This window comes from Candidatus Limnocylindrales bacterium, assembly GCA_035626395.1.
In the GTDB taxonomy this organism is placed as follows: Bacteria; Desulfobacterota; Binatia; order UBA1149; family CAITLU01; genus DASPNH01.
The window spans coordinates 97575-110540 of the sequence record DASPNR010000044.1 but is presented as its reverse complement, the minus strand read 5'-3'; the positions used below and the strand labels follow the sequence as shown (position 1 = coordinate 110540).

Genomic DNA, 12966 nt, shown 5'->3' with positions numbered 1-12966 from the left:
AATCTCCGGCCTTCTCGAAAGCTTCGTCGAGCTTCAGCGAGGTTTTGGCAAGGCAGTCGGCGAGCTTGGAGTCCTCGCCTCTGGCGGCAACCTGCGAGTGACACGACAGCGCCGAGAACTCGGCCTTGGCGACAGCTTTGAGCTTGCTCGAGAAACAGTCCGCGAACGCTGCTTCGGTTGAACCGACGAGCAGCAGAGCGGCGCAGGCAGCCGCCGCCGCTTTGCGCGTGCGCGTCAAGGAAAACTCTGCGAAGAACGAAGGGTGTGCGACGCCTGCGGTGGCGCCTCCTGATGCACTGGCCGAAGCGTAGAAGCTCATCTGGGTCCGCTCCTTTTTTCCCTTTCGGGGGTTGTGGCCCCCTGTTTAGGGGTGAGGCGCGGTTCTCGCAAATGATGCGGGACAGATTTCGGCGGACCCGTCGCGCGCGCCCCGGGAGTCGAGGGACAGGCGGGACCTCACCGCCCGTCGACGACGTCGTCACCCGTGGGCGATCGATCCGCGGCGAGATAATTCTTGGCGTGTGCCAGCTCGCGGCGAGGCGCGTCGGCCTTCTCGGCCTGCTTCGCAAGCATCCGGTAGCGTTCGCGCGCGACCTTCTGATCGCCAAGCGCCTCGGCCGCGCGCGCCGCGCCGTACATCGAGTTGAAGCGGGAAGGGTAGATACTCAGCGCTCCGGCGTAGGCCTGCTGCGCCTCGTTCGCCCGATTCAACAGCAGCATCATCTCGCCCAGTTGCTCGCGCGCCGGCACGAGAGCGCCGGGCGTTACCGGGTGCTTGCCCAGCGCGTCCTCGGCGTCGGCGACCGCCCGCAGCGCCGAGAGCGCCTCGTCGTGCCTTCCTTCGGCGTGCGCGAGCCAGGCGGAGGCGGCCTGCATCTGCAACTCGAGGTGCTTCTTGAAGTACTCGAAGCGAACGTCCGTCGTCGCGTCGCGCAGCGCGGCCATGCGCTGGAGCGACGCGCGCGCGCCCGCCGCGTCGCCGCTGCGAGCGCGTCCCAGGGCTCGCGCGTACTCGATCAGTCCTTCGGCGAAGGGATTGGCCTCCCACTGCTTTCGCGGCTTCACAGGCAGTGTGGCGGCCTCCTGCCAGGCATTTCGCTCCAGCGCGTAACGCGCCGGGACCGCGGCGAGCGCATAGGCGCCGACGAAATCGGTCTCCGGGAAGGTGTCGTCGACGGCCAGTACCTGGTCAAGCACCTTCTTCGCCTCGACGTCGCGCGCCTGCTGCAGGTACGAGTACATCATGTAGTCGAGCGCGTGCAGCTCTTGGGTGTCCATGGCCGTGCGGCCCTGCAGCTTCGAGTAGTCGTTCTGTGCCTGCGCCGATGCGGCGTTTCCCGCGATCGCCTCATCCCACATGCCAAGGCGCGTGAAGATGTGGGACGGCATGTGCAGCGCGTGTGGCACCCACGGTGCGATGTCGGCATAGGTCCTGGCCGCGTCCAAAGCCTTCGTCGCCAGGGCAGGGTAGTCGTAGCTGTGGATGATGTAGTGGGCGATGCCGGGATGCTGGCGGTGCTTCTTCCAGAGCTCCTCCAGTATCGCCCCAGCGGCCTTCTGGTTGACGAGTGTGGTGTCGAGCGGGGTGGCGTAGCCCACCGAAAGCACCGCGAACGCATAATAGACCTGCGCCTCGAGCTCGCCGGGGTACTTGTCGTACACGTTGTGCTTGAAGGCGCGCTCGTAGGCGACCACACGGTCCCGCGGCCCGACCGGGCCGTGGCAGGAGTGCCCGGCGGACTCGGCGACGACCGGATCGGCAGTGTTGTAATACACGTTGATCGCCTCGATCCATGCGCGCTCGCGCGGCGTTGCCGTCAGCGCCATCGCCTTATCGGCAGCGGCTTTGCCGGCGGCCATCTCCTCGGCCGTGGGCGGCGCCCAGATCGGATGCCACCAGCTCTGCGCAATGCCCCATTGCGCCATCGCGCACGCAGGATCCTGTGCGGCAATCCTCGTGAAAATGTTGCGAGCTTCCTCGTAGAAGAATGAGTGCAGCAGGGCGACGCCGCGGTTGAACTCGGCCTGCGAGGCCGGCTGGCAGGAGATCGGAAAGTCGATCCTGCCCGCGGATCGCAGATCGCCCGGAGCGAACGGCTTCAAGTTCTCTGCTTGTTGCGCGAGGACAGCGGCGGGTCCTAGCAGCAGAGCGGCAAGCGCGGCACGGCAAAGGTTCCCGGACATGGCAGGTCCTCCATTTGCGAAGGCGGTAACCATCGCGCTGCGGGGCCTACCTGTCAATGGAATTGCGCGAGTCCCCATATGAGCTTGGCGGCGGGATGCGTTCAAGGATGAATGCGGTTCCCGTACTGTCCGCCCTGGGACCTGCGGCTGCGTGACGTGTTGTTGCCGCGCCGCTCCTGCTCGGTGCATGCGATGACGAGCTACGTCACTCCGACATCCAGGAGGGCGACTTAGGCGTCAACACATGGCGGCCTGCATACACCGTTCGCGCCGTACCGTATTGAGAAGGCGACGGCGGACGTCGACTTCGCCGAGAAGAGTTCTCATCGCAGAAGCTCGCACGCCTCCATGGGACGAACCTCCACGGCCCAGCCGAGATGCTCGCCGAGGGTCGCCGCCGGATGCAGTTTTGCGATCTGCAACGCTTCGTTCATGTCGTGCGCTTCGATGATCACGAATCCTCCGACGATCTCGTGACTCTCGATGAACGGGCCGTCGGTGATGACCGATTCGCCGTTCTTCGGCCTGATCGTCGTTGCGTCCCAGCTCAGGCTGCCTGAGCTGACGAGCCTTCCGGTCTGCTTGAGGCGCTCGTCGAGATCGGCACATTTCCTGCCGAGCGCCTGCATCTGCTCGTCGGTGAGCGCTTTGCACTTCTTCTCGTCGCCGTAGGCCAAAAGCAGGTACCGCATGGGCGTCTCCTTTTTTCCGAACTGCGAAACGGTTCCGTCTCTACCCTGGTCGAACGAGGAAGGCTCGATTCGACACGCGGCGTCACTTTTTTGAAAATCGCGCGTCATCGCTGGCCGGGCGCCAGCTCGAGCCATTTCTGCATTGCCGGCAGCGCCCACTCGTCCTAACGCCGGGGGCGACCGTCGTCACGAGGCAGACCGCAACTGAACTCCAGTTCACATTTGGACACAGCGTTGTCATTGGGGCCAGTTCTTGCCGCCGCCGCGCCAGGCGACGGCCATTACAAACTGTTGGGGAGAATACGATGCGACATTGGAAGACCAAGGCCATGCCCGTGCCGCGCGCTGCTGCGCTGGGCGCTGGCATCGTGACGATCGTACTGTCGTACGGGCACCCGGGACATGCGGGGAAAACACCGGAGCAGATCTGTCAGGCGGCCAAAACCGACGCCGCCGGCCGCTACTCTGCCTGCCTCGCCAAGGCCGAAAAGGCGTTCGCGCTCACTGCGGACACCGTCAAGTACGCGGAAGCGGTGGCCAAGTGCGACCTCAGTATCAACGAGTCGTTCGAGAAAGCGGAAGTGAAGGCGGAGGGCCAAGGCACATCATGCCTTTCCACGGGTGACGTGTCTGCCATCAAGGACCTTTTGGAAGGCTGCGGTGCTGGCGTCGTCAGTGGCGTTTCGGGCGGTTCGCTGCCCCCAAACCCTCTGCAGTGCGCCGAGGATCTGGCGCAGTGCCAGACCCAGCCGGCCGCTCAACCGTTGACGTCGGGCCAGACCCTCTGCTGGAACTCCTCCGGCGTCCTCATCGACTGCGCAGGCACTGGCCACGACGGCGATCACCAGAACGGCTTCGCGAGAAACTTCGTCGACAACGGGGACGGGACCATCAGCGACCTCGCCACCGGTCTGATGTGGGAGAAGCTCTCGGACGACGGCGGCATCCATGACAAGGACACGTCCTACACCTGGAACGATGCCTTTGCCGTCAAGGTCGCCACGCTGAACTCGATGAGCTTCGCCGGCTATAGCGACTGGCGCGTGCCGAACGTCCGCGAGCTGCACTCGATCGTGAACTTCGGTGCGGTCTATCCGGCGGCCTATGCCGAGTTCAACACCAATTGCACGCCGGGCTGCACGATCGACACCTGCAGCTGCACGCGTTCGGACAACTACTGGACCTCCACCACCTACGTTTCGATCCCCTCTGGCGCCAATGTGGTAGTGTTCGACGATGGTGAGATCTACACGCCCCTGAAGATGTACGGCAATCCGGTACGCGCCGTGCGCACCATACCCTGACGCCCGCGGTACGCCTGCGTCTCGCCTCGCGGCCGAACGTGCACGCGGACGAGACGCGGGCGGCACCGCCGTCTCATCCGGCCCCGTCGCGCGCCGCTAGTTTCGAGGCCCCGGCCAACGTAACGTCCGACCATTTGCGGACGAAGAACACGTCCGTAGTGCACTATGGGCGACTCTTTTTCGCGCCCAGACTCCAGCACGAGCTTCATGGCGGAAGATCGGAGAAGTAGGCACGTGGTTCCACGTGGTCGGGAAAAGCTTTGAACTGCTATTCCCGGGAGTGCAACGCGCTCGGCCTGAGCTGGGCACCCGACGCCTCGACACGGGTGGGATATGCATGCATAGTCGCCGCTTAACTCCGTTCTCGTCACGCCTGCCAAAGCCAACAGGAGAGCCCATGAAGACCCGATACGTTCTCGGAGTGACCGCGTGCATTCTCATGCTGACGACCGCCGAGGCCAGCGCCAAGGACGTCTGCGTGAACACCGGGGCTTTCAACCTCGTCCTGAGGAAGGTGAAGGCACTCAAGCCCAGCGGTGCCGTCGGGCTGGCGGGTTTCGCCTACTACGACGCCGATTCGGCCAGGCCCTGTGATGGCAGCGCGACCATGAATGCTGCCGGCACGATCATCAACGTGGGTCTGGTCTGCCACGGGCGTCATATTCAAGGCAGCACGATCATGTTCGACTGGACCGCGGCTGACAAAACGCTGGCCGGCCCGGGCAGCTCCTCCTTCAGCACAAGCTTTTCGACGTCATCTCCGATCGCCGTTACGAGCGTCGAATGCGACGGACTGACACCGCCATAGACGGACGCAACGGCACGCGTCGCGGCCGCGCCTGAATGCGGTTCTCCGTCTCGGTTTGAGTTGTAGCCGCCGAGCATCGACTGCGCGTGAAACGCCCGCGCACCGGGCCTCGTAGGTCGGCAAGGTGCGAGTCTGGTCACAGCCTCGCCACCCCGTTAGGTTTCCCCCGACGCTTCCATCTGACCGTAGGGGGACACGTAATGGCCATACACGCCCGGTCCATCTTCGCCGTTGTCGTTGCCGCTTTGCTGCCGTACAACGCTGGAGCCGCGGATACCTTCGTGAATTTCGAAAGCGGGCATACCAGGCCGCTCGCGCTCTCGCCGGCGGGCGATCTGCTCTTCGCCGTCAATACGCCGGACGGATCGCTTTCCATCTTCCAGGTGAATGGAGGCGGGCTCGTGCTCGCCGCCACAGTTCCGGTCGGACTGGAGCCGGTGGCCGTCGCCAGCCGCCTCAACACGGCCACCAACCGAACCGAGGCCTGGGTCGTCAACCATCTTTCCGACAGCGTCAGCATCGTCGAGGTGGATGCGGCCGACCTTACGGCCTCGCGCGTCAAGCATACGCTGCTCGTTGGCGACGAGCCCCGCGACATCGTCTTCGGCGGCTCCGTCACCAAAGCCTTCATCACGACCGCGCGGCGCGGGCAGAATCTGCCGGAAGCGATCGACCCTGCATTCAGCGAAGACAGCATCCCGCGCGCTCTGGTGTGGGCTTTTCACGCCGAGAACGTCGGCGCAGGTATCGGCGGCACGCCACTTGCCGTGCTCGAGCTGTTCGGCGACACACCACGTGCGCTCGCGGTGACGCCGGATGGCTCTACGGTCTACGCCGCGGTCTTCCATTCCGGCAATAACACGTCGGTGATTCGCGAGCTGACCGTTGCCGCCAACGGCGGTGCGCCGCCTCCGCCCGCCGATTCACCGTATTACGGGGACCCGGACATCCTGCAGCGATCGCTCATCGTCCGATTCGATGCCGGAAGCGGGGAATGGAACGACGAGATCGGCCGCGACTGGAGCGCGCATATACCGTTCTCGCTGGCCGACCAGGACGTCTTTGCCATCCATGCGAATGCGACCCCGCCCACCGCCGCTGCCGCAATCGGGCCGTTTGCCGGCGTCGGCACAACGCTCTTCAACATGGCCGTCCGGCCCGGCACCGGAAGCGTATTCGTCACCAACAGCGAGGCGCGCAACGAGGTCCGCTTCGAGCCGATCAGAGCCGGAGGCGTTCAAGGTCACGCGACTGAAGAGCGCATCACCGTGTTGTCGGGAGCATCGGTCACGCCCGTGCACGTCAATCCGCACATCGACTACAGCATGGCCACCGGCCCGACGAGCGAGTCGGAGCAGAGCCTGGCCCTTCTCGGCGACCTGGTCTTCTCGAGCGACGGCGGCTTGCTGTACGCGGCCGCAATGGGCTCGGATTACGTAGCCGTATTCGACGCTGCGGCCCTCGAAGCGGGATCGTCCACGCGCGACCTGGTCGAGGTGGGCCGCGGGCCCAGCGGCGTCGCACTGGATGAAGCCAACGACCGGCTCTACGTGATGAACCGGCTGGATCACACGATCTCGATCGTCAGTGACGCCAGCATCGCCGGCCTGCGACAACAGTCAGCCACCGTCGCGGTCGGATACGATCCGACGCCGCCGGCCGTCGCACAGGGGCGTCCTTTCCTGTATGCGGCGCGCGGCTTCTCCGGCCACGGGGACCTGGCGTGCGCAAGCTGCCATACCTTCGGCGACGCCGATCAGCTGGCGTGGGAGCTCGGCGATCCGTACGGCGCGCCCGAGCCCAATCCCAATCCAATCCTACCATTCCCGCCGGTGGGCGGTCTGCCGCTGAAGCCGTTCTCGCCGATCAAGGGACCGATGACGACCCAGAGCCTTCGCGGCATGGCCGATGCCGGGCCGATGCACTGGCGCGGAGATCGCACCGCCGGCAACGATCCGGGCGGCGACCCGATGGACGAGGACGGCGCCTTCAAAAAATTCAACGCGGCTTTCGTCGAACTTCTCGGCCGGTCGGCGCCGCTGGAGGCCGGCGAGATGCAGGCGTTCACCGACTTCGTGCTGACGATGCGCTATCCGCCCAATCCGGTGCGCTCTCTGGACAACCGCATGACGCGCGAGCAGAAGACGGGCCTGGAGCTCTTCACCGGGCCGATCGTCGACCCCTTCACGGTTCCGTGCGCCGGTTGCCATGCGTTGCCGCTCGGGACCAACGGCGGCACGTCGACCGGCGTGACGAACGCTCTGAAGGTCCCTCACCTTCGCGCGCTTTACCAGAAGGTCGGCAAGTTCGGCGCAGAAGAACGTTTCGATCCCGAAGAGCTCGTCGTCGGCGACCAGGTTCGCGGCTTCGGCGTTTCGCACGACGGCGGCATCTCGGGGCCGTTCGAATTCGCATCCGGCTTCGAATTCGAAGGAATCGATGCGGAGCTCAGGCCTGGCGACTTCGTCGGCGAGTTCCTCATCTCCCTCGATACCGGGCTGGCTCCGGCAGTGGGCCAGCAGGTGACGATCGGCGCGGCTCCGGCCTCCGAGCGCCTGAGCCGTCTGGCGCTGCTGGTGGGCCGCGACGCGGCCGGCGACTGCGAGCTCACGTTCTCGGGACGTGTCGGAGGCGAGCCGCGCGCAGGCTCGGTGCTGCCCGGCGGGCGCGTCGTGCTCGATGACAGCGAGGACGTCGCGCTCAATGACGATGCGCTCCTTGCCATGGCCTCGTTGCCGCGCGGCGAGCAGACCTACACGTGCCGGCCGCCAGGCACCGGCGCTGCGGCGACGGTCGACCGTGACGGGGACGGCATCCGCAATCGTGACGAGCTGCGCGAAGGCACCGATCCCCTCGATCCCGCCTCCGTCCCGTACGACTGCGCCGGCGGCGTCAACATCCATGCGGTCAAGATGAAGATCACCAAGAACCAGCCTCCTCGCGGCGACGAGAAGCTGTCGCTGAAAGCGACGTGGTTTCCGACCGGGCCGGGCAGCGCTCCCGCGGTGGACGGGCTGAACTTGGTGCTACGCACGCACGACGGCAGCATCGTGATTCACCACAGCCTTCCTGCCTCGGGCTGGACGAGCTCGGACGGCGTGCGCTTCAGCTATGCGGGTGCCGCCGGCGCAATCATCTCCAAAGCGCGGCTTGCCACCGGCCGTGACGGCCAACTCGTGCTGGATCTGAAGGGCAACGCCGGAGAGTTCGGCGTCGACACGGCGAATCTGGTGCTCGACATCATCCTCGGCGGCAACGAAGCCGCAGCCAGCGGCGCGTGTGCTACCGGCACGCTCGGTGCCGGCAGCCTGCCGGCGTGTGAGCTTTCGAGCAAGAAGCTCGTATGCGGGTAATGCGGCAGGCAGGTGGAAGCGACACGAGTCAGGCATTGCCTGCGTTACGTTCGTGATCCGAGTATCAAGTGCCCGCCGGTCCGGTGCCGGTCGCGCCGGGTCTGCTTCTGCGCAGCCTGAGGTGGCGCGCGCCACCATGACTCAGGTGCATGGCGGGCAGGTGAGTTCGACCGGCTGTCCGACCGCGGAACGCAGGATTCGGGCGGCATCCGAGCTGGTTATGTTGCCCGAAGAGTCGGTGTCGCAGCGGCAAGCGCGGCAGGACGCCAGGCCAGTCGCCGTATTGAGCGTACGCAGCCCGTCGGTCACGTTCACCCGCTGCGCCGGTATCGCAACGTCTGCATCGCCGCTGCAGGTCGCGTCACCGCACAACGCGCCTTCGTCGAACTGCACGCACAGCCACTGCGCGGCGATGTCGTCGCGCACGAAAGGCGGCGCGACCTGCGTGCGCATCGACCAGACGGCCACCAGGGTCGTCGGGGTGTCGGCCGCAATGCTCGCGTGACCGGGCAGATAGTATGCGCTGCTGGACGTTGCGTTCAACCGTGTCGGCGTTTGCGACTCATCGCCGGCACTCGCCGGCGCGCCGGTGAGAAACAAGGCAGGCCCGACCGCGACGAGCGCGTTGCAATCCGGCGTCATGGTGACCGACAGCGTACCGGACTGCTCGCTTCCTTCGGTCGCGATCGTGTAGGTGTCTCCGACAGGCGCCATCGCGTCGTCGAGCCACTGGCCGAGAAGCGCGGCCACCGGCCCCTCCTCCGTCAGCGTGCTGCCGGCCCAAACGACGATATGACGCCCATCCCGACAGTTGGCGATACCGATCGACGGCGGCCACACAGACCAGTCGCCGGCAAGATCCAACGAGCCGAGAACGTGCCCGGCATCGTCGAAGTACCGAACGACGATCGATGAGGTATCGCGCGGCCAGGCGATCACGAACCGATCGCTTGCGAGAGCCGCGACGGGCGTCGCCGCATCGACATGAAGCAAATCGTCGCCGACGAGGAACTCGTCCGTCGCTGCTGCACCGCCGCTGTCGTAGATCCTCGCCTTGAGCTCGGCCGGCATGGCCGCGAATTCGCCGTCCGTCCACACGACGATGTAGGGGCCGTCAGCCGCCGCGCCGACGTATGGGCGATCCTGGTATTCAGCGATCGCTTCGTTGACGAGGAAGGGGCCGCCCGGAGCAGGCGCACTGGCCCCATTCAAATGGCGACCGAAAACGGCGTCGCCGTCGCCATCGGCATCTCCGAGTGCCTGCCAGGCCGCGAGCGCGCCGGTTTCGTTCGCGGCGACGTTCGCATAGAAACCAGGGTAGCCCGTAAGGCCTTCGTTCAGAAGCGCATCATCGCCGACCACACCGTGGCGCGCGAGCTTGCCGCTCCACACGCCATGGCCGGTCAGGTGGGGCGAGGCCGGACCCTGCCAGACGACGATCGCTTCTCCGGCGCGCGGGGAGGCGACGGCCGGGAACGTCTGATGTCCTTCCGTCATCCGATTGACGATGAACACCGGCGAGTCCGCGTCAAAACTCGCATTTTGTGCTCGTGCGTACGGCGGGCAGAGGAATGTGACCAGCAGCAACGTTGCAAGCGATCGCATGCGTGACGATGACCGGCTGCCGTCCTTGCCGCAAGCTGCGCCGCCAGCGTTTCCGCCGATGGAGGACACGAGCGTTGCGGCGAGTCGAGCGCAGGCCGTCAGGTGTAGGCCCGCTGGACAGAGGCTGCGAGCAGTCCTCCTGCGCCGCGTACGACTGGCCTGTTGCAGCCGCGGCCGCCGCCAGCGCGACGAGAGGATGTACACGGCAGCCAGCGGCTATTTGCCGGCTTTCTTCTCTTTCTTCTTGGCCTGCTTTTCCTTGATGCTCAGTTTGGGCTTGTTCGTCGTGGCTTTCTTCTCTTGTCCCTTCGGCATGTGAGAACTCCTTGAGGGGCCCAGAATACACGTTCGGCGTCGTCAGCGCACGAGTGCCGAGCGGGTCCGAAGAGGCCGCTGCCATCGTGCGGCCCAAACCGCCAGACTCGGTGCAAAAGCCGGAAAGCGTCCGTCGCGGCGCCGGGAAGGACGACCATGGGGCTCCGTTTCATGCTCTGGCACGCTATGCCGACGTCGAATATACGTCCCCGTCGAGTGGGCAATGGCTGCCGGCAGCGGCCATGTGTGCAGCCACGAGCCATCAGGTCGCCAGCAGGCTGCGGGCAATCTGCGAGATCTGAATCTCGTCGGTGCCGGCGTAGATCTGCAGCACCTTGGCGTCGCGGCACAGCTGCTCGACGCGGAACTCGGCCATGTAGCCGTTGCCGCCATGGAGTTGCACCGCCTCTAGGCAGACCTCCATCGCAGCCTGTGCCGAATACAGCTTCATCGCCGAGGCTTCCGCGAACGTAGGCCGGATTCCCGCCGCAGCCATCTCGATTTGGCGGAACACCATGTTCTGGATGTTCATGCGCGCCACTTCCATCTTGGCCAGCTTGAGCTGGATGAGTTGGAATTCGCCGATGGGACGCCCGAACGCCACGCGCGTGCGTGCGTACTCGACCGATAGCTTCAGACATTCCTCGACGATTCCAAGCGCCATCGCGGCCACGCCGGTCCGTTCCGTGGAGAACGTGTCCTTGGCCCCGGAGCGGGAGGCGAGGGTTTCGGTCTCGCCTAGAAGCTGGTCGCGGCCCACGCGTACGTCCGACAGGAACAGGTCGCCGGTGGGCGAGGAATGCATTCCCATCTTTCGCACCGGACGGGTTTGCTCGAGGCCTGGAGTGCCGCGCTCCAAGACGAACGTCAGCACTTTGCGCTCTGCCGGCGGATTGCCCTCATCGAGACGGCAGATGAAAACGATGGTGTCGGCGTAGGGGCCGTTGGTGATGAACGTCTTGCTGCCGTTGAGGATGTAGCCGTCCCCGTCGCGGCGTGCGGTGGCCTTCATGCCGCCAAAGGCGTCCGAGCCCGAGCCGGGCTCGGTGATGGCCCACGACCCGATCTTGTCCATGGTCAGCAGATCCAGCGCCCAGCGCTCCTTTTGCGCGGTGGTTCCCTTCGACATGATGGCTGCGGCCGTCAGCCCTACGCTGACGCCCATGGCGGTGACCATTCCCGGGCAGTAGCGGCACAGTTCGATGATCGGGATGATCTGCATCGCCACCGCGTCGGCCGCCTCGGGGCCCGTGGCGGCTTTGCGCGGCTCGGCGGCCTCGGCAGGAACCTCGCCGGCAGCGACGCGTTTTTCGCGCCGGATCTGCTTGTCGAAGCGTTCGCGCGCGACATGGTCGATGCCGAAGGTCCGCATCATCTTGCGTAGCACGTCGTAAGGCGGGGTGTCTCCGTGCTCGAACTCGGCGATGTTCGGCACGATTTCGGCCTCGATGAAGCGGCGCACCGCGTCGCGCATCATCTCGTGCTGCTCGTTCCACTGGATCATGAGCTCTCTCCGCGCGGCGGCGAGGACGCCTGGCGCGCCGCCGACCAAATTTCGCGGGAGACTATACGGTCAGCGCGCCGAGTCGAGGCGTCGGTCATCGCAACGCGGCCATCCACCGGGTCACGCGCGGCCGCATCGCTGCTGGTCGCTCGTCAGTGGGTCTCGTCAGCGGCGGCCTCAAATGGCGTCCTGTCCGGCGAAGAACAGCGGCTGCATCTGGAAGCGAGCAACATCGGCGGCCAATTCCTGGTCGCTGGGAAGGACCTGCACCCGCTCCGCGGCCTGCAGGATCAGCGGCAGCAGCGTCGCGTCGCTCGAGGAATTCAGGAACAGGCCAGGGCGTGAAAGAACGTAGGCTACCCCGCGGCCCACGGCACCTTCGTCGCGCAGCGGCTCGTACCAGCTGAAGTGTGGGGAAGCCTGGTCCTGCCAGCGCCGGCGCGCTACCGATTTGATGGTCTGCACGGCGATACCGCGTTGATGGCACTCGGACACGAGCGCCTCGAAGTCAGCGGCGTACCCGGGAACCTTCATCATCGTGTAATTATATGGCAGCAGCACGCTGTCGAAGGCGAAGCGCTCGATGCTGCGCCGGTGCTGGCGCGCTACGCTCGCTCCGTGACCGGTTACGCCGATGAAGCGCACCAGTCCCTGATCACGCGCCTCCACCAGCGCTTCGAGCGCACCGCCGGGCCCCATCGCCACGTCCCATTCGGTCTGGTCGACCAGGTTGTGGAGCTGGATGAGATCGATGCTGCCGATCTGCAGGCGCGCAAGCGAGCGCCGCAGGCTCGCCCACGCGCCTTCGTACGTACGCTCGCCCGTTTTGGTGGCCAGAAAGAACGCCTGTCGGTGCTGAAGCATCCACGAGCCTACCCGAAGCTCGGAGTCGCCGTAGGAAGCAGCGGTGTCGATGTGATTGACGCCATGGGCGAGAAGCAGCTCCAGGATCCGATCTGCCTTGTCCTGCTTCATGCCCCAGAGCGCGGCCGCGCCGAAGAGAACGCGGCTGGAGCGGTGTCCGGTGCTGCCGAAGGGGATGCGCTCGATCATGGAGCCCGTTACGACTGCTGCCTGCGACCGTCAAGCACAGCGTTGGCCGACCGGCGCGTCCGTGCCCCGCGTCCCTCCCGGCCCCAACGCGCTGGTTCTGGGGGCGCGACGCGGGGTAGGGTAGAACGACATCGACCGCAGCGAGAGC

General features: G+C 65.6%; 8 protein-coding genes. 3 read left to right on the top strand and 5 right to left on the bottom strand.

All coding sequences use genetic code 11. The features are described 5' to 3' along the window. Positions 1-456 precede the first annotated feature (456 nt). Both VEC57_19875 and VEC57_19870 read right to left on the bottom strand, forming a co-directional pair. Complete coding sequence (locus VEC57_19875) at positions 457-1926, bottom strand: hypothetical protein (GenBank protein ID HYC01402.1); 1470 nt, start codon at positions 1924-1926, stop codon at positions 457-459. Positions 1927-2507: 581 nt separating this feature from the next. Then, complete coding sequence (locus tag VEC57_19870) at positions 2508-2876, bottom strand: YciI family protein (GenBank protein HYC01401.1); 369 nt, start codon at positions 2874-2876, stop codon at positions 2508-2510. A gap of 329 nt (positions 2877-3205) precedes the next feature. On the opposite strand from VEC57_19870, the gene VEC57_19865 reads away from it, so the two are divergent. The 3 genes from VEC57_19865 (at position 3206) to VEC57_19855 (ending at position 8341) form a co-directional block, all read left to right on the top strand. After that, the gene (locus tag VEC57_19865) at positions 3206-4180 is read left to right on the top strand and encodes a DUF1566 domain-containing protein (protein ID HYC01400.1); all 975 of its coding nucleotides are present in this window, start codon (positions 3206-3208) and stop codon (positions 4178-4180) included. Positions 4181-4619: 439 nt separating this feature from the next. Then, entirely contained in the window at positions 4620-4988 is a 369-nt protein-coding gene (locus tag VEC57_19860) for a hypothetical protein (protein ID HYC01399.1), read from the top strand. Between the two features lie 281 nt (positions 4989-5269). Further along, positions 5270-8341, top strand: coding sequence for a hypothetical protein (locus tag VEC57_19855; protein HYC01398.1), 3072 nt, complete (start codon positions 5270-5272; stop codon positions 8339-8341). Positions 8342-8482: 141 nt separating this feature from the next. On the opposite strand, the gene VEC57_19850 is transcribed toward VEC57_19855, so the two are convergent. From VEC57_19850 to VEC57_19840, 3 genes are all read right to left on the bottom strand, one after another. Then, a complete protein-coding gene (locus VEC57_19850; GenBank protein ID HYC01397.1) occupies positions 8483-9838 on the bottom strand; it encodes a hypothetical protein in 1356 nt (451 codons plus the stop codon). A gap of 685 nt (positions 9839-10523) precedes the next feature. Further along, positions 10524-11765, bottom strand: coding sequence for an acyl-CoA dehydrogenase family protein (locus VEC57_19845; protein ID HYC01396.1), 1242 nt, complete (start codon positions 11763-11765; stop codon positions 10524-10526). A 177-nt stretch (positions 11766-11942) separates the two neighbouring features. Next, positions 11943-12818, bottom strand: coding sequence for an aldo/keto reductase (locus tag VEC57_19840; GenBank protein HYC01395.1), 876 nt, complete (start codon positions 12816-12818; stop codon positions 11943-11945). Between the last annotated feature and the right edge of the window lie 148 nt (positions 12819-12966).

Coding starts and splice junctions, on each gene's coding strand:
- VEC57_19850 (HYC01397.1), bottom strand. CDS start 9,838: ATGACGGAAGGACATCAGACGTTCCCGGCCGTCGCCTCCCCGCGCGCC.
- VEC57_19870 (HYC01401.1), bottom strand. CDS start 2,876: ATGCGGTACCTGCTTTTGGCCTACGGCGACGAGAAGAAGTGCAAAGCG.
- VEC57_19875 (HYC01402.1), bottom strand. CDS start 1,926: ATGGCGCAATGGGGCATTGCGCAGAGCTGGTGGCATCCGATCTGGGCG.
- VEC57_19860 (HYC01399.1), top strand. CDS start 4,620: ATGCTGACGACCGCCGAGGCCAGCGCCAAGGACGTCTGCGTGAACACC.
- VEC57_19840 (HYC01395.1), bottom strand. CDS start 12,818: ATGATCGAGCGCATCCCCTTCGGCAGCACCGGACACCGCTCCAGCCGC.
- VEC57_19865 (HYC01400.1), top strand. CDS start 3,206: ATGCCCGTGCCGCGCGCTGCTGCGCTGGGCGCTGGCATCGTGACGATC.
- VEC57_19845 (HYC01396.1), bottom strand. CDS start 11,765: ATGATCCAGTGGAACGAGCAGCACGAGATGATGCGCGACGCGGTGCGC.